Source organism: Candidatus Poribacteria bacterium, from assembly GCA_021295755.1.
In the GTDB taxonomy this organism is placed as follows: Bacteria; Poribacteria; WGA-4E; order WGA-4E; family PCPOR2b; genus PCPOR2b.
The window spans coordinates 1-18,145 of the sequence record JAGWBT010000039.1 but is presented as its reverse complement, the minus strand read 5'-3'; the positions used below and the strand labels follow the sequence as shown (position 1 = coordinate 18,145).

The 18,145-nt window shown below is 51.2% G+C and carries 16 protein-coding genes and 1 pseudogene; 2 read left to right on the top strand and 15 right to left on the bottom strand.

The features are described 5' to 3' along the window. Window positions 1-41 precede the first annotated feature (41 nt). Together J4G02_07680 and J4G02_07675 are read left to right on the top strand one after the other, a co-directional pair. Window positions 42-929, top strand: coding sequence for a phytanoyl-CoA dioxygenase family protein (locus J4G02_07680; protein ID MCE2394454.1), 888 nt, complete (start codon window positions 42-44; stop codon window positions 927-929). A gap of 16 nt (window positions 930-945) precedes the next feature. Continuing rightward, window positions 946-1,701, top strand: a complete 756-nt coding sequence (locus J4G02_07675) for a phytanoyl-CoA dioxygenase family protein (protein MCE2394453.1) — start codon at window positions 946-948, stop codon at window positions 1,699-1,701. 6 nt (window positions 1,702-1,707) lie between these two features. On the opposite strand, the gene J4G02_07670 is transcribed toward J4G02_07675, so the two are convergent. From J4G02_07670 to topA, 15 genes and pseudogenes are all read right to left on the bottom strand, one after another. Next, window positions 1,708-2,895: an iron-containing alcohol dehydrogenase gene (locus tag J4G02_07670; GenBank protein ID MCE2394452.1), complete on the bottom strand. Its 1,188-nt coding sequence runs from the start codon at window positions 2,893-2,895 to the stop codon at window positions 1,708-1,710. 40 nt (window positions 2,896-2,935) lie between these two features. Next, window positions 2,936-4,183, bottom strand: a complete 1,248-nt coding sequence (locus J4G02_07665) for an enolase (GenBank protein ID MCE2394451.1) — start codon at window positions 4,181-4,183, stop codon at window positions 2,936-2,938. A gap of 16 nt (window positions 4,184-4,199) precedes the next feature. Further along, window positions 4,200-4,544 (bottom strand): annotated as a pseudogene (locus J4G02_07660) (redoxin domain-containing protein). 6 nt (window positions 4,545-4,550) lie between these two features. Further along, window positions 4,551-5,051: a hypothetical protein gene (locus J4G02_07655; GenBank protein ID MCE2394450.1), complete on the bottom strand. Its 501-nt coding sequence runs from the start codon at window positions 5,049-5,051 to the stop codon at window positions 4,551-4,553. Window positions 5,052-5,097: 46 nt separating this feature from the next. After that, complete coding sequence (locus J4G02_07650) at window positions 5,098-5,997, bottom strand: aldo/keto reductase (GenBank protein ID MCE2394449.1); 900 nt, start codon at window positions 5,995-5,997, stop codon at window positions 5,098-5,100. A 44-nt stretch (window positions 5,998-6,041) separates the two neighbouring features. After that, window positions 6,042-6,602 (bottom strand): SIS domain-containing protein, encoded by a 561-nt coding sequence (locus J4G02_07645; GenBank protein MCE2394448.1) that lies wholly within the window; start codon window positions 6,600-6,602, stop codon window positions 6,042-6,044. An 85-nt stretch (window positions 6,603-6,687) separates the two neighbouring features. Next, window positions 6,688-7,647, bottom strand: coding sequence for an ROK family protein (locus J4G02_07640; GenBank protein ID MCE2394447.1), 960 nt, complete (start codon window positions 7,645-7,647; stop codon window positions 6,688-6,690). Window positions 7,648-7,659: 12 nt separating this feature from the next. Beyond that, window positions 7,660-8,787: a mandelate racemase/muconate lactonizing enzyme family protein gene (locus J4G02_07635; GenBank protein ID MCE2394446.1), complete on the bottom strand. Its 1,128-nt coding sequence runs from the start codon at window positions 8,785-8,787 to the stop codon at window positions 7,660-7,662. Between the two features lie 125 nt (window positions 8,788-8,912). Further along, complete coding sequence (locus J4G02_07630; protein MCE2394445.1) at window positions 8,913-10,109, bottom strand: MFS transporter; 1,197 nt, start codon at window positions 10,107-10,109, stop codon at window positions 8,913-8,915. A gap of 126 nt (window positions 10,110-10,235) precedes the next feature. Then, on the bottom strand, window positions 10,236-11,510 hold the full coding sequence (locus tag J4G02_07625; GenBank protein ID MCE2394444.1) for a BNR-4 repeat-containing protein: 1,275 nt from the start codon (window positions 11,508-11,510) through the stop codon (window positions 10,236-10,238). A gap of 75 nt (window positions 11,511-11,585) precedes the next feature. Next, the gene (locus J4G02_07620; GenBank protein MCE2394443.1) at window positions 11,586-12,638 is read right to left on the bottom strand and encodes a Gfo/Idh/MocA family oxidoreductase; all 1,053 of its coding nucleotides are present in this window, start codon (window positions 12,636-12,638) and stop codon (window positions 11,586-11,588) included. Between the two features lie 206 nt (window positions 12,639-12,844). Continuing rightward, complete coding sequence (locus J4G02_07615; GenBank protein ID MCE2394442.1) at window positions 12,845-14,446, bottom strand: GMC family oxidoreductase; 1,602 nt, start codon at window positions 14,444-14,446, stop codon at window positions 12,845-12,847. Further along, window positions 14,443-14,910: a hypothetical protein gene (locus J4G02_07610; protein ID MCE2394441.1), complete on the bottom strand. Its 468-nt coding sequence runs from the start codon at window positions 14,908-14,910 to the stop codon at window positions 14,443-14,445. The genes J4G02_07615 and J4G02_07610 overlap by 4 nt, the downstream gene beginning before the upstream one ends. 100 nt (window positions 14,911-15,010) lie before the next feature. Continuing rightward, the gene (gene ftsE, locus J4G02_07605; protein MCE2394440.1) at window positions 15,011-15,667 is read right to left on the bottom strand and encodes a cell division ATP-binding protein FtsE; all 657 of its coding nucleotides are present in this window, start codon (window positions 15,665-15,667) and stop codon (window positions 15,011-15,013) included. Window positions 15,668-15,729: 62 nt separating this feature from the next. After that, entirely contained in the window at window positions 15,730-18,009 is a 2,280-nt protein-coding gene (gene topA / locus J4G02_07600) for a type I DNA topoisomerase (protein MCE2394439.1), read from the bottom strand. Between the last annotated feature and the right edge of the window lie 136 nt (window positions 18,010-18,145).

Here is an 18,145-nt window from a genome sequence, read left to right as displayed (position 1 = left end):
TTACTTGAATCCCGATCTAATCGGAACAGAAGGTTTTTTTTATGAATAATTTGTCAACTATAGCTATAGCGCAACGCCAAGCATTCGACGAGCAGGGGTATCTGCTGGTTCGTGGTGTGCTCGATGAAGGGGACTTCGCCCCACTTCGCAGGGTCATTTCAGCTGCCATTGACAATCACGCCAAAAAACTCTACGACCAAGGCAAAATCCCAAGTCTGTATGAAGATCTCTCCTTTTACCATCGATTGACACGCATTCAACGTGAGTCTCAGAAGGGATCGCTTTTGGGCTGGAATTGGAATAAAGAGGTCTTCAGTCGCGAGGTTTATGGACTATTGACGCATCCGAAAATCTTGGATATCGTTGACTCGCTTATTGGTCCGGAGATCACCGTCAATGGAGATTATTGGATTCGCTTCAAAATGCCGACCGGCGGAGAGTCTGTCTTTCCGTGGCACCAAGACAGCATCTACTACAATGGCAACGCCGATCCGGGGCAACGAGTCACTTTTTCGGAGGAGAGCCAAATTCTGACCGTATGGATCCCCATGGTAGATGTTGATGAACACAACGGCTGCTTGCAAATAATTCCTGGAAGCCACAAACAGGGGCTTCGACCGCCACGCCGTGATGAGAATGGCAGACTCGTTCCTATAGAGGATGTTGAGAGTTGGGGAGAGGTCCAGAACGTGCGCATGAAGGTGGGGGATATCCTCGTGTTCGGCAATCTTACTTTTCACCGGTCCCTAGAGAATATCAGTGATGATATTCGCTGGAGTATCGACCTGCGCTACAGTCCAACAGGTAGTCCATTGGAATGGTTGCTTCAGAAATGGCCCGGTTTTATCGCACGCAGTCAACAGCAGCCCGAAACGGTCGAATCTTGGGAGATATGGCAGGCAAAAAGAACTCCCACAGAGCCAATCTAAACTGGAGAGATCGACAATGAACATGAATCAAGCCCTACTAGAATCTGGTGTCCGGGACGACACACTATCGGTAGAAGAAAAGGACTTCTTGGACCTAAACGGCTATCTCCCACTTGGGAAGATTCTCACCCCAGAACAGATTGCGAACATGATTCGTCGGTTGGACAAATTGGCGGAACTGGAAGGAGAAGACGCCGGCAAGGAACTTCATCAGGAGGGCGGAACAATCCGGGTGAGCAACCTTGTCAATAAAGGTCCAATGTTCCAGATAGGCTTTTCACACCCGCGCGTGCTTGCTGCCATAGAGCATGTTATCGGTCCTAGGTTCAAGTTGTCCTCGTTGGATTGTCGGATGGCGCTGCCCGGGCAAGGTCACCAAGCGTTTCACGCAGACTGGCGTTCAGGGGTGGAGCCGGGCGATTACTACGTTTGTAACTCCATGTGGCTACTAGACGATTTCACGGAGGAGAACGGTGCAACGCGGGTTGTACCGGGTTCCCATCGTAGCGGTAAACACCCCAAGGACGCATTGGAAGATGCAACACAGCATCCAGAGGAAATTCAATTGATAGCAGCAGCAGGAACTGTTATTGTCTTCAATTCGCATCTCTGGCACGCTGGCGGATTAAATCAAGCCGATTCACCACGGCACGGGATGCTCGCCTATTACTGCCGTCGCGATCATAAACAACTGACTGACCAACGCAAATTTATCCATCCGGAAACGCACGCTCGCTTGAACGAGGCACAGAGGTTCATCTTAGCGGTTTGAACATCGCTACTTCCGTTCTGCGAAGCATCTCCGATACAACGCGACAATTTCTTCGTGTGTTGGTTGGCGTGGGTTATTCGCCGGACTACCGCTCGCAATCGCGTCCGACGCCATCTGATCAACGACCGCCTCAAATTTGTCCAGATCAATGCCAATCTCTCCCAATCGCGGCATCTGGATATCATCAATCAACCGCTCTACCGCTGCAATCGCTCGATCTGCCTGCCCCATTAGCGACAATCCCTCTGTCGGTTCACCCATTGCGCGAGCGATGTCGGCGAAGCGAGCAGGTGTTCCAACGACGCTGAACTCCATGACATCTAGCAGCAGGACGGAGTTTGATAAACCGTGATGAATATGGAAATACGCCCCAATCGGGCGGGACATCCCGTGGACCAATGCGACGGACGAATTGCTAAACGCCATACCAGCGATTGAAGCACCAATCATCATATCCGTCCGCGCCTCAATATTCTCGCCGTGTGCCCACGCTTGTCGCATCGAACCGGATATCAGACGAACCGCCTTCAGCGCCAGCGCATCAGTAATCGGTTGAGCGCGTTTGGAGATGTACGCCTCAATAGCATGTGTCAAGGCATCTATCCCGACCGCCGCAGTCAGATGCGGCGGCGTTGTCAATGACAATAACGGATCGACAATCGCAACCTGCGCTAACAAGCACGGGCTGCTGAGCATCATTTTCACGTTTTGTTCAGTTTCAGTGAGCACCGTGACTTTAGTACACTCGCTGCCTGTTCCTGCTGTCGTCGGGATAGCGATAAGTGGCACGCCCGGATTCGGAATCTTGTTCACGCCCATATATTCGGCGAGTGGTTCATCGTTGGTTAGTTTTACGGCAATCCCCTTGCCGCAGTCGATCGCGCTACCACCGCCGATACTGACAATCAGATTGCAGCCCTCGCCCCGATACTGGTCCAAGCCGTCGTCAACATTTTGCAGCGTTGGATCAGGTGTCACGTCCTCAAAGATGGATGCGCTAATCCCAACGGCGTTCAGCTGTTTTACAATCCCATCGGCGTAACCGAGTTTATTAATGCCCGGATCTGTCACAACCAACGCTGTCTCTCCGCCCAGTCGTTTCGCTTGCTCGCCGACCTGCTCCGCTGCCCCAATCCCCGTGATCACGGTCGGCGGAATGGTAAAGGCGGAAACTGTCGCACTTGAAAAGTTCATCGTGCTGCTCCTTTGGCTGAGGACGGTGAGTTAAGTGCTATCAATTCGCTTCGGGGAATAGTTCCTTATACTCCCGATCGAACGCCCCCGAACCATCATCCAAACGTCGCTCTAAGGAAACGCCCGGTAGGAACGGCGGCAGTTTACCCGCTAGAAAGACCGTTCGGTAACCACCATCTGGATAGTGCGTTTGCCGGCCATCGGGCCACAGAATGGTATGGATCTGACGTGCAACCGGCTTCTTGAAATCCGATTCAACGCGGAATCGCTCGATCGCATCCGAGTCCAGTTCGACACCCAACCCCGGTGCTTCTGGAACTTTAACATGCCCACCTTCTACCTTAAATTCCTTGAGCAAGGTGTGCGAAAAAATGTTGATACACGGAATGGCGGGCCAACGAGCACTCTCCAATACCGCGCCCAAATGGACAGAGAACATAGTAGTCAACCCTGTACCCACCATCTGCAACCAGAACGGCATCTGAGCCTGCTCCGCCAGAATGCCCTCCTTCAGGGTGCGATTGACACCCCCGCCGATGACAAACCCGTCGCACACGCCCTCCTGAATCGCGGTCATCACGGGTGGATTACCCATGTGCATGGCAATCGGGGTATGTATTTTCTGTCGGAGCAGCGCATTTCCTGCCACATCCTCCTGGGGAATAGGGGATTCCACAATCGCCAAATTGCTGTATTTCCGTTCCAAACGGCTGATTAACGGCGCCGCCAAATCTACGCCTAGCAACAGACCGTTGAAGTCTGCGTCCAACTTAAAGTGGGGTGGTACTGCTTCACAGACCGCTGCCAGTTGTTGGTCGATGTCAAACCAAGGACGCGCTTTCACCTTGATATTTGTAAAGCCGTGCGCCTCCGCTGTTTTTGCCTCCGCTGCCCACTCTTCGGGTTTCATATCTTGCGCCCACCAAGACACAGGACAGGTTTCACGATACTGCGATCCCATCAACCGATGGCACGGCACATCCAGTAATTTGCCGGCGGCATCGAACAGTGCCATTTGTAGCCCAGCACCGAGACTGTCGTCCATCAGAAAATCAAAGAGGTTTCGATCACGCACCCGATTAAACTGTTCGTCTCCCGATCGTCCCCATGTATAATGCGGAAGTGTCTCTCCAATACCAACCACACCCGAAGCTGTGGTCACCCTGCACAACTCCACGATCGACCAGTCGGAGACCCGAACCTCTTTTACATGGGCACAACGCGGATGGAAAGGTACGTTTAGTACAATCCGCTCAACGTCTTTAACAATAAAGTCTTTTGAAGTCATAGTATGCTCCTACAATTCATTCAGCGTTCAATTGCTCAAGTTGTTCAACAATCGAGTCCAAACTGGGACGGTCAGAGTTATTTTCGCCGATGTACATCCATCTCAGGATACCCTGTTTATCAATGAGGAATGTGGCCGGCAGATACATATCTCGGTTGTGGAAACGGTACGGCTTCACAATTCCGTATGCCTCGTGAACGGAGGAACCCGGATCGGCTAGAAGTGGGAGAGTCGATATTACCCGATCCTTGAAGCTAAAAACAACAGGCTTCGGTTCGGGCTTAATAGCGATAACAACGGTCTCATACTCCTCATCAAATAACTGGTGATTCGCCGCAACCTGCGACGTGAACCTCGCACAATGTGGTCAGTAGGTTTGCAGCAGCAACGTCGCTAATACGTGCTTCTTCCCTTTGTATTTGGAAAGACTGAAAAGGAGTCCACTCTCCACATCCACGAGTCTGAACTCCGGCGCCGGTGAACCAATCGGCAGTGGCTCGTCGCGTTTGAGTTTTGTTAGCTCAGATTCGAGTTCTTCAATCGTGGGCTGTGCCGAGTCGGACGCGTGAGGAAACTTCCAACGCACATACCCCGACTTGTCAATAACTAGGATTTCGCCTAGCCCCTGTAAACGAAGAAGCGTCGCATCATACTTTGCTGCTCTCCGCTCCAATTGGGCGATCACTTCTGAATGCTCCGCCATATCGCCTATAACGATAAGGTTAGATTTTCCATGAAAATCGGCGAACTTGATCTCTGCCTCGCCGAACGTAATGGGCGTCCGCAAAACACTATCTCCAACCTCCACGCCTTTCGAGATTGATGCCGTAAATATAAGGACCATCACGGCGAACACATATCGTAGCATATCTCCTCCAAGGTTTCTTGTCCACAATCGCTAATTTCAGCAACCTCTACTCCGTGTCTCCTGTCATCAACGCCTTATATCGACAGCTGATTTCCGACAACATCTCATCCGGCAACCGACCACGTTCTGTACCGGCGAGATTGTCTTCGAAGTGGTTAATATTGGTTGTTCCAACAATCGCGGTGTGAACGTCCGGGTCGCACAGCAGCCACCGCAGCGAAGCCTCTACACGGGACATATTGCCTATTACCTCCGGAGCAAGAATCTTCCGGGCGTTGTACCACGTCTTTGCGTTATTTTCGTTAGGGTGCGATTGTTCGTACATGGCATTCGCAATGGGCCCCTTGATGATGATACCCATATCCTTTTCGCGTGCAGCAGCAATGACTTCCGCGGGTTCCTGACGCAGCACGTTATAGGTGAGCTGCAGCGTGTCATATTCCCCAATCTCAATAGCCTTACGTGCAGTATCACCGTCCGCTGATAAACTGATAAAGCGCACCTTGCCGGCTGCCTGTGCCTTCTTGAGCCCCTCTAGGCTGTCGCCGCAGGCTACATCTTCATATTTGGGGCTGTGTAGTTGCATAATGTCAATGCAATCTGTCTTCAGTCGTTGTAAGCTCCGGTCAATCTGCGGCTCAATAGCTTTGGCGGAGTAGTCCAAAGTTTGTACCCATTCGCCATCCGGTTGCTGTACCCGCCACGAACCACACTTAGTGGCGAAATAAAATTCGTCTTGGCGATGGCCAATATATTTGGCAACCAGTTCTTCACTCCAACGATATGATGCCGAAGAATCGATAAAATTAACGCCAGCGTCGAGCGCGCGGTTGAGGAGCTGTCCGACTTCATCTCCCTCTTCCGGAGGTGTCCAGCCGATGTGCCATGCGCCGAAACCGAGTTCCGAAACCTCTAGCTCCGTGCGTCCAAGTCTCCTATATTGCATGTACCTTCTCCTTTCTGTTTTTTTGCTTAATACGACCTCAATTCTTAATCCGTAAGTTCTTTCCGAATCCAAGAGTGGAGGATGTGGTTGAGAATGAGATGTACATCTTCAACCGGACCGTAGTCATAGCTGTCTGCCACAACACTGACATCTGCCATCTCCCGTAGCTTTCCACCACCGAACCCTGTCCAACCAATAGTTTTGCACCCAATAGCCTTGGCATGACGAATCGCCCGAATGATGTTTTCAGAGTTACCGCTCGCGCTGATTGCAATCAGCAAATCGCCGGGGTTGACCAAGTTTCTAAGTTGCTCGACAAACACATCATCGTAAGATATATCGTTTGACCAAGCCGTCATCGTCGCCACATTATCGGTTAAGCTAATCACCCGAAAGCGACGCACTCCGGGCACGCTCGCCCCTTTGTTCAAGTCATTCGCAATGTGTGAGGCAGTAGACGCACTACCGCCGTTCCCGATGACAAAAATTTGTCGATCTGCCTGATATGTCTCCATCACAAGATCAATCGACTGACGAACATCAGCTAAGGAGAGACGTTCCAAGACGCCCTGTAAATGCGAAATATATCCTTGAATGCGTTCCATGAATTATCTCCAAATTTTAATGGGCTGGTGTGCCGTCCTACTAGATTAGTTTCTGTCAGCGACGGTTGGGTTCATTCCTTCAGACCTAATCCCCAATCACCAACGAAATTGCAGCAAGGTCACCGATGGAATCACCCAGTTCCGCCGGCATAATTTTAACAGCTTCTAAAGGACGTTGCATCGCCATTTCCGTTACGGTGCGTCGGATTGGGTCTAGCAGCAAGTCCCCGGCAGCAACTGCAATCGTTCCGAGCAGCACGATCTGGGGGTTCAAGATATTAACAAGATTCGCAATTCCCCAACCCATGTAGTACGCGGTTTCTTCCACTAAAGCCATTGCTAGGGCATCGCCGTCCCGTGCAGCTTGGAGCACATGCTCCGATTTCACGCTATTCATCTCCCCGCTTGCAAGTGCCAAGATTTTGGTGTGCGGTTGATCCGCAATCGCCTCCTGTGCACGACGTGCAATCGAAGGTCCTGAGCATAAGGCTTCCAGACACCCATATTTGCCACAACCACAGAGGGGGCCCTCAGGAAGCAAGATCTGATGGCCAACCTCCCCTGCGCTGTCATTTGCACCGTGGTAGATCTCTCCATTGGCAACAATGCCACCGCCGATGCCTGTACTCATCGTCATGTAAAGAACATAATCGTAGCCACGTCCGCCCCCAAATCTCGCCTCGGCGAGTGCGCTCGCATTCGCATCATTCTCAATAATCGTCGGAATATGAAACTTTGACTCGATCATCTCCCTCAACGGCAGCGCATCCCACCCCGGAAGATTGGGTGGAGAATAGATAATGCCGGTTTTCGTGTCGAGGGGACCGCCGCAGCTCACACCAATCCCTGAGATGTCCCCGCGCCGCAATTCCGCCAAGTCGATCACCTCATCGACCATCTCCAAGAGCAGCTGCACCGCATGACGCGGTCCCTTCTCTGACTCGGTCGGCTGCCGCACCTTCCGAAGGATATTTCCGTTTTTATCAGCGACAACAGTGGCAAGTTTTGTTCCACCGATGTCGATACCGATGACGTGTGAACTCATCTGCAAACGCTCTCAACTAAATAAATACTTCTGCACCGTATCTTCGCGCACCTGAACCCCCAAGCCGGGGGTTTCCCGCACGGCGAGATAACCATCCTCTTGAACCCACGGATCGCTGACCAACTCGTGCTGCATCGGCGACTCATGCGGCTTGAAGTCCATTGCTACACCGTGCGTCGAGCCGGCCAGCAGGTGTAGACTAGCAGCGGTGTTGAGGGCGCTGCTCCACGTGTGAAAACTGAACTCCAGGCTTTCCGCCTCAACAAGTTTGATGACATGGAACGAGCCCGTGATACCGTGACAACGACCAGGATCTATCTGCACCACATCAATGCCTCCTGACTGAATCAGGCGCCGGTAACTCTCGACGTTCCATTCGTCCTCACCCGTGCCGATCGGAGTGGAAACCGCCGCCCGCAGTCGGGCGTGTCCTTCAAGATCATGAGACGGGAGTGGCTGCTCGATCCATCGGAGTCGATACGGCTCCAACTCCCGAAAACGCTGAATCGCTGTCGGAACGTCCCAGAGCCGGTGATGCCCAGGTGTATCAACAATGAGTTCCAAGTCATCGCCAATAACTTCCCGTACCCGCCGCACAATTTCGAGGTCGCGCTGCCGGTCTTGGCCGAAGAGTGCTTCGGGTCGCATACCCCAACCAGCTTTGACAACCTGATATCCTTCCTCTCGGAGGAAACGAAACTCATTGAGCGTCCAGTCGAAATCCTCCATGTCAAAGATAAAGGACGCCATAGCAACGACCTTGTCGTGCAACTGTCCCCCTAACAGCCGGCAAACAGGCAGGCCTAGCGCTTTCCCTTTCACATCCCAGAGCGCCATGTCCAAGGCACTCACGCCAAAGGCAGCAATCCCTTCCGGTCCATACCACCAGATACGGGACTGCATTATATGCCAGAGCCGGTCAACATCTATCGCATCCTCACCTACGAGCAACGGCGCAAGCCCCTGTTCAATAATGACCTTCGTTGCTAGTGCCGCTTCCCGAAACTGTGAAATACATTCTCCCCAGCCGACCACCCCATCTTCCGTCTCCACACGGGCGAGGGTAATATACCGCTCGATACCTTTGTAATGTGGTTCAGGGTAGGCGAGCGGAAAGGCTTGAATATTCCGAATTTTCATCGTTTTTAACCTCATTTCGGTATTGGTTTTCTCCGTCTACCCATACCAGTACCCCTTCACAATATTCACTCTATGTAAAAAATATCGTACGCTCATATCTAACTATAACACTAACAGCATTCCCTCTATCCCTCAAGATCAGGCACAGGTTCCGGTCGGTCGCGCATAAACAGCAGGAGACATACGCTAGCTAGCAGCAGCCCTCCCATCAGAAGGAAACCAAGCGCAAATCCGTAGTATTCCCCCATCACTCCCATCCCCGCGGGGACGACCCCAGCACCAAACAGGTAAACAAAGGGTATCATCAACGAGACAGCAACATTTCTAGTGCGGGGAGGTCCTACATTTGTAAGCCCCAACAACGCAACGGGGAAAAACGCAGCAACAACCGCCGGTTGAAGAAATACCACCGTCACTAGGATAATCTTTTGACTGAAGCCCATCAGGCCTGTCAGAAGAGCAGTTGCGGTATAAATTCCCCCCATGACCCGTTTTGCACCAAAGCGATCCGCCAACCAGCCAGCGAGGAAAACAGCCACAAGCCCAGATATCCGCGAGAGTCCAACGAGGGTATTCACAAACCCTTGGTCTAGTCCCTGTTCGCTGATAAGATAGACCGGCAGAATTGCGTATACGCCTACACTCGCCCCGCAAGCCAAACTCATCAGAATAGCGATAATCCAAAATGAGGGTTGGCAAAAGATTTGTCCCACGTTATCCAATCGTGGTGGTTCGCCGGCAAATCTGCCGCCCTGCCCAAATAGCGCGAATGTCGCAGCCATCACTAAGCCACCAACACCGACGATTATCAGAACACCACGCCACGATGTAAAATTTAAACCCAATTCGGCAACGATAGGTGCAAGGACATATCCCATGGTGGGTCCTGCCTCATGCAGCGAAATCGCTTTTCCCCAATGTTCCGGATCTACCAAACGGGTCATCGTCGACATCGCCGACGGAAAATAGAGACCCGAACCCATGCCAAGCACTACCATGCCAACTTGAATGCCGATCAGCGAGGGACTGAAAGCAATTATCAGAACGGCCACCCCACACGTTATAGAGGAAAGCAGGATTGTCCCGCGATGTGTAAGCCGTTGGGAGACGAAGCCTGAACCCAACATCACAGGCGCAAACCCGATAGAGATGAGGAGAAATAGACTTCCTGATTTCGCATGGGACAGGTGCAGTTCTTCCTCAATTAGCACCAACAGCGGTGAAAAGACAACACGTGAAAGAAACGTGAAAAAGAGAATTCCAGCAAGAAACAGAATGGGGGTTAATATCCGATAGATACTTTTTTGACCGCTGTTGCGCACTGTAGATTGCCTACTATCACCTTCCTTGATTTAATCAATTAGGAAATGCCCATAATCGCTACTGCTTCGTCTAATCCGCTCTATTCAATGCGGGATCTTAGAAAAAAAATGTAAAGAAACAGACCATCACCGTGGTTGCATTTCCGTCCAATAAACAGCGTTGGAAAGAATATCATCGCATCCTTCACCTGCGACACCCACCGTATACATCACGCCGGGCACGTCAACTTGGTTGTGCCCTGTGGGACGTTCTAGGGTTGGAAGCCAGTGGGGAATTGTCATATCGGGTTTGGAGAGTAGCTCGACGCTAAATTTACCACAGATATCCGGGGCTTGTAATTCAACAATCTCGGCACTTTTATGTGCCCAGTTTCCCTCGCTCACGGTTTCCGGCTTCATCAACGCCAATACGATAAAAATTCGGCCGTCAGGAGCGATGTGGATGGCACCATCCATGGCAAGACTCCAAGACTGCCACTCCTTCGGAAGTTCGTCGGTGAGTGAACGGCGGCACCACTTACCTGTTCCATCTAGCCACGCGACCCACGCTCGGGACGGTATAGCAAAGGAAGGGCAGGTGCTGTAGAGGATATACGGCGCACTCTCTCTATCCACAGCGATAGAACCAAACCGCAAATCTCGATGTTCGGTGTCAATGAGTGTAACAGTTTCGCGGGTAGCGGGCAGTGGAACCGGTGTGCCATCGGCTCGCTCCCACGTGTTCCCACTGTCAGAACTACGAAGATATCCGACAGTGTATGACCGCCTTTCATCAAAAATCAAGAGAGTCATATGCAACGTCCGATGGTTTTGACCCCACGCCAACGCTCCCTGATAACGAACATACCCACCCTTATCATCTTGGAAAATGGCGATGGGCTCCTGCCAAGGCGCCTCCGGGGGTTTGATGTAAAGGTTTACATACCACGGTTCGGATCCTCGATTTTCTCTGCCTGTTAAATAAAGGGTATCATCCAAACCACAGACCATCGTGGGATAAGTGCATCTCTCGCCGAACTCAATTTCGTTGCCCCACTCAGACGCATCATTTGGACGCACCGATCGACGATAGCGGAAGGGATGGTGATGTGGGTAATAAACGATGTGAAGGTATCCTAAACTGTCTACCGTCAATGCAGGTCCGCCATGATTATCGTATGCCTCACCGACAGTATATGTGGAAGACCATTCCTTCGTTTTGCGATCGAACGTCCGCACACGCACACGAAATCCTTCGGCAATTGAATCGAGCCATGACACATGCGTTTTGTCCTGAACCGTGATTATTTTGTTGCAATCGCCGTATGCCGTGGCACGACCACAACCGTTTTGTGACAGCAGAACGAGATTTTCACCCACATTGCTTTGTGCCCATGTTTCCCGCAGAATCGAATTGGACATTTCTTACCTCCACTTCTTCTGTCCGCCATTCAAACGCTTCTATTTGCTTATGTGGACACTGCTTTCACGATGCCCTTAGACCCAGCCGTGATCAATCGTGATAGGAGAGCCAGATGTCTGGTTCGTCCAACCAAGGCCACTATCTAACACGACCTCTCGACCGGTGATCGCCGACTGCTCGGCAGCAAACAGGATTTCCATAATATGCCGTCCCCATTCCCCATGTGTCGGTGGCTCAATATTTTTCTCAATCGCTTCAGCAAACGACTTCCACTCGTTGTGCATTTCAACCGGTGGATCATCGAATGGCACATCTTCCCACTTATCTCCTTTTCCAACCCTGACATATTTTTCACCGTGCTGGCTGAACCGCAATGTACCGTTGGCGCAGATCACCTGACAGCTAAAGTCGGGGGCACCATCAGCAAATCCAACCGCTACGGCAACTCCGGCAAGTCCGTTTTTGTATCGTATGAAAGCCGTGGCGGAATCATCACCCGCTTGGTAATGTGCACGTGCACCGATAGACGCCGATACCGACGCGGCTTGAGACGCCATCACCCATGTAAGACGGTCTACCACATGAACACCATTGGTCAACCACATACCACCACCGTGGTACCGGCTCCGGTATTGAGGTCGACGTCCCTGATAACCCCAATTCTTGGACATGTAACACACCGCTGTTATGAGTGGTCCTAAATCACCTGAATCGAGGATCTCCTTCGCCTTTACACTTGTGCCGTAATAGTGCTGGCTATATCCCACCATCAACTTGACATTGTTAGTAGCCGCCGCCGCTATCATACCGTCACATTGCTGCAGGCTAATCGCCATTGGTTTCTCCACCAAGACGTGCTTACCAGCATTGCAGGAATCCACAGTGAGCTGATGATGGAGTTGATGGCCAAGCACCACTGCCACAGCGTCAACTTCGTCGTCCTGCAATAGCTCCGTGTGAGTCTCATACCCCTTTGGAATATTATATTTCTCCATGTATTCGCGACGCTTTTCCTCAAAGAGGTCAGCAACCGCTATAACCTCTACGTTATCCAATGTCGCAATCGCATCACAGTGGGAGCGGGCGATTCCACCCAACCCAATAATTCCAACTTTTAATGTTTCCATTACAACCTCCTAGTCATTGAGTGTAAAGTTAAATTGGTCCACAGGTGTTCCAGAACAGAATCAGTTCCTTTTCTCTCCGACGGGCAAGAATATAATGCTTGAGTCCGGCCGGTGTCTTTCCAGCATTAGTAGTTTGGCGCCGCAAACAAGCCATGTGTTGTTGAGGTGTGGATATTTTTTCGGTAGGTTAATTGATTGGAACATAATCAAGGTGGCCAGTTTGCAGCCATTCGTCGGGCAATTCGGTCCGCCATGGCAGCGATTGTCAACATTGGTGGAACGCCGATTGAGGTCGGAAACAAACTCGCATCAGCCACGAACAATCCGTCGACAGTGTGTGCCGATCCATACGAATCTACAACAGTTCTGCGTGAATCGCTTCCCATCCGTAGCGTTCCTTGGGGATGGCTAGAAGCGATCAGAATTTCGTTCTCAACAACTCCACGCTGCCGAATTACCTCAAGGTCACTCTCGCTCTTGAGAACACCTCCCCGCGTATAGGGAAGCGTAACCTGTTTTGCACCGGCAGCGAAAAGAAGCTGGGCACCGTGTATCAACCCTTCGACTAATGAAGCCTTGTCGGTCCGGTTGAGACGATAGCGTATCACGGGGTTCCCCCGTCGATTCACCTTTACACGCCCGGGCGATTGGTCGTGCAGCAGCACAAGTACCCCAGCGGCATTGCGGTATGAACGCATCAAATCTCGGTGCGCTCTACCAAAGGAGGGCATACTCGCTGCGACTAGCGGCATCGGTCCGAATGCCGGCATCAGGATGTAACCGCTATCGGGATTACGCGCTAGATCCAGAAAATGATCAACGTAAAAACTTTGCGGAATGCCCTGATAGGCATCAACTTCCTCATCAAAAATACCGCCTATAAAAATAGCGGGATGCAGATGCAAATTACGTCCCACCTGCTTCCCCGGATCTGGAAGGCGACTGCTCAACCAGAGTTGAGGCGAGTTGATGGCACCTGCTGCTAGAACTACCGCGCTGCTACGAACGGTGAGCCGGTAGGTTTCGCGCCCGCGTTTGCCTGCTGAATTCTCGGAACTACTCGGTTTCGGTTTAGCCTGTTCAGGTAACAGCATATCGCCAGACCGGAACCGAGCGGTAGCTCCTACCACGCGTCCGTTTTCCGCAACAATACCTTCGGTTAGACAGTCGGTGTAAAGACGAGCTCCCGCTTCTAGGGCCTGGGGAATGTAGCTGACTGCCATACTCTGCTTCCCAATTCCTGGCTGAGAAACCGGACACCCGAGCACACAGTCAGCCGAACAATCTGGACATGCAGCACGATTATGTCGCTGGACAAGCCCACGCCAACCCATGGCGTGGCAACCACGCCGAATGATCTGGTTAAGCCTGTTGACCTGTGCCTCCCGAATTTGGTTCACCCCTAACGTTGCTTCCACTCGGTCGAGGGAGGGACTGAGATCACTCGGTGATAGATCTTGAGTCCCGAACTCCGCTTCCCATCTTTCCAAAATCGGATCGGGGGTACGCACTGTATAGCAGAGATTATGGACGGTAGAGCCACCTACGTGCCGTCCTTGAGAGATTAACACCGAACCATCGTGGGTAGTTCTCATACCCCCATCCCAAAACAGACGAAGTAACATCTCTGGCGTATACCGGCTAAAGGTCGTTGGATCATGATTCTCACCTGCCTCCAGCACAGCTACCGAGAGTCCGGCTTGAGCAAGTTCTTTGGCAGCCACAGCACCACCCGCTCCCGATCCGATGACACAGACATCAACCGTTTCGCGGAGATCCTGCCTCACGGTACGCCCTTGGATGATCATCTTCTCTCTGGTTTGTCAGTTAAGGTTTGGTAGATGTCAATAGCAGGTTGGCTGTAATAGCCAAGAAATGTGAGATCTCGCAAGCCTCGAAAGAGGCGTCGTCGTAACCCAAAACGACTTTCCGCCCACGATCGAATATAAATTTCTGCATCACGTCGTGAGAGCTGGGTAAAGGGACATAGTTTTCCGGCGAACAAAATCGGACACCATTGAAATAGATTAAGTGCTCGGCGGAGTTGCACCCGTAAGTTTAATGGCAGCCCCGCAACGAAGGCATCGATCGTCGTCACTGTGGGAGCATGCTCTACGTCAGGCAAACCTGTCTCCACGATGCGTTCGGCTAGGACTCTCAGAATCTCCGCCTCTGTTGAACTGAAGCATTGCAATGTCATGTTGAGCGTAGCGGCATCCCAATCTATCAATCTATTGGGGTAATTTGGCTGCAGCTGTCGTGTCCTTGGCATTTAGCGCAGCTGTCTTCAAAATGGTAGGTAGCTGCACTTTGGGCCACACCGCAAGAAGCCAACCTGCTAGATCTAGGGGCGTTGTCCCTTTTATGCATTATCACTCTTCGACATTTCTACCATCTTCTATACGAATCACGCGCTTTCCGAGTTGCTGGACGAGTGAGAGATCATGTGTTGCAACCATCACTGTCGTCCCGCGGAAGTTGAAACTTTCAAAAAGATGCATAATTTCAAGTGACAGTTTCGGGTCCAAATTTCCTGTAGGCTCGTCAGCGAGCAGAACCACCGGATCGTTCGCCATTGCTCTAGCGATGGCGACACGCTGCTGCTCCCCGCCCGAAATGTCCTCCGGCAGGGCGTCCTTCCTATGGATGAGACTCATCTGATGGAGGAGTTGATCAACCTGCTGGCGAATCTGAGAGCGTTTCGCGCCCGTCACTTTCATGGCAAGCGCGATGTTTTCTTGAACTGTCTTATTCGGCAACAGCTTAAAATCCTGAAAGATAACACCCATTCTTCGACGCAGATAGGGTATTTGCGAGCGAGAAATTTGGGACAAGTTCTGACCCGCAAGGACAATGTGTCCCGCAGTGGGGACTAGCTCACGGTACAAGAGTCGAAGAATCGTTGTTTTTCCCGCCCCACTGGTGCCAACTAGAAAAACAAACTCCCCTTTTTTTACCTCAAAGTTGATTTCGTGGAGGACTTCAATGTCCTCCTTATAACTCATTGATACGTTGTAAACCTGAATCATCTCAATTTGACTAACCCTCTAAGTTGTTGAATGCGATCGGCCGGACAATATCCTGTTATACCTTAGTTGTTCAAAGGTTCCGTATGACCACATTCTTTATCGTTACAGGCGAGGTAAGGCTTCTTCGCTTTCGCTGTCCTTTCGACGAGAAATGGTGCTTCGCACTCCGGACATTCCTTGTTCACCGGTCTATCCCACGAAACAAAGTTACACTTGGGATAGTTGCTACAACCATAAAAAACGTTGCCACGTTTACTGCGCCGCTCACCGATATAACCGTCGCAGCCAGCCTCCGGACAATCGACGCCGATGTTGATTGGCTTTGCGTTTCTGCACTTGGGATACCCCGTACACGCGAGGAACTTGCCACCGGCTCGACTCGTTTTTATTACCATTGGACTACCACATTTATCGCAGCTTTCATCGGTAGGTTCCTCCTCGGAGGAGGTGGGTGCATCGTCTTCTGATAAGCGTTTGAGGTTCCGGCACTCCGGAAAATTTGAACAACCGAGGAAACGACCATATCTCCCCCACTTAATTATCATCTTGCTGTCGCACTTTTCGCACACTTCATCAGACTCTTCTTCCATCTCTTTGCGCGCTTCATACATCACGTCTGGTGCTGCCTCTAAGGCATGATTAAACGGTTCATAAAATGCGCTCAGAACACCTACCCAGTCAGATTGTCCTTCGGCTATCTCATCAAGCTGATCTTCCAGCTTTGCTGTGAACTGCGTGTCAAGAACATCAGGGAAGCCTTTAATTAACAATTGGTTAACTAGTTTCCCCATATCCGTCGGTTGAAAACGCCGCTCCTCTTTGAGCACGTACTCCCGATCTTGAATTGTCGAGATAATTGCCGCATACGTGCTCGGACGGCCGATTCCCTTTTCCTCCAATGCTTTAACAAGGGTCGCTTCAGTATATCGGGGTGGCGGCTGCGTATAGTGCTGCTTAGGTGTGAGTTTACGCAGGTCAAGCCGCTCACCAACTTCCAGCACAGGTAGGATTGCATCGGTCTCATCATCTCTATTGGATCCCATGTTACTATCGTCGCGTCCTTCTAGGTAGAGCCGCATGAATCCATCAAACTTGAGTATTGACCCGGTTGCACGGAACAGATATTTCTCCGCGGAAATATCGATCGTCGTCACATCCAAAATAGCAGGGTTCATCTGACTAGCAACGAACCGTTTCCAAATCAGATCATACAGTCGATGCTGTTCAGGGGAAAGATAGGCTTTCAGCGACTGTGGGGTCCGTTCAACTGAGGTTGGACGAATGGCTTCATGCGCGTCCTGCGCTCCGCCTTTGCTTCTGTAACGTACGGCGCTCTTAGGTAGGTAATCTGCCCCGTAAGTCTTTTCGATGTATCCTCGCGCTTCTTCGAGGGCCTCCTCCGCAACGCGAGTTGAATCAGTCCGCATGTAAGTAATCAAACCGACGGCCCCCTCTGCTCCCACATTCAACCCTTCATAGAGTTGTTGAGCAACCGCCATCGTGCGTTTGGCGGTGAACCGGAGTTTACGTGCTGCTTCCTGTTGTAACGTACTTGTGATGAATGGAGGAACAGGTCTCCGTTTCCGTTCCTGTCTCTTTATGCCTTTGACAATAAATGGCTTTGTTCGCGCATCTTCGACGATTGCTTCTGCACGCGCTTCATCAATAGGGAAACCGTAGGTGCTGATAGTCCCCTTCTCCGATCCAATCTGAAGCAACTTCGCATTAAGCGGCGGTGGGATTTTCCCTGCTAGATTCGCCGTAATCGTCCAATACTCTTGGGGGACAAAGGCTTCAATCTCCGCTTCCCGCTCACATATAAGCCGCACAGCGACAGATTGCACCCTTCCGGCACTTAACCCCGGTTTCACATTGCGCCATAAGATTGGGCTGATTTGATAGCCAACCAACCGATCCAAAACACGCCGAGCCTGTTGGGAGTCCACCAGCCGCTGATCAATTTCACCGGGATTCTCCATGGCCGCGCGAATCGCACCTTTCGTAATCTCGTTGTAGGTCACCCGGTAGATCGGTTTTTTCACGCTTTTCAGCGTTTCAGCGATATGCCAGCAGATAGCCTCGCCTTCCCGATCCGGGTCCGCAGCGAGGTAGATTGCCTCTGTTTTCTTTGCTGCTGCTTGAATCTCTTTGATTACTTTTGCTTTGCCCCGGATAGTGATATATTCCGGGGTAAATTCATTTTGAACATCCACAGCCAATTTTTTTGCAGGTAAATCACGAATGTGCCCCACTGAAGAACGCACAATATAATCTCGACCGAGGATTTTGTTGATTGTCTTCGCTTTCGCAGGAGACTCAACAACAACCAATGATTTAGGCATTATAAATGCTCCAGATAATAATTGAAATAATTAGAACGCATTGGGATACTACGTAATGTTTGACATACTCCCCGCCCTAAAGGACGGGGATTCTTTTGTCCTTCAGGCGCGTGAATTGCGCTATCAACAAGGATTG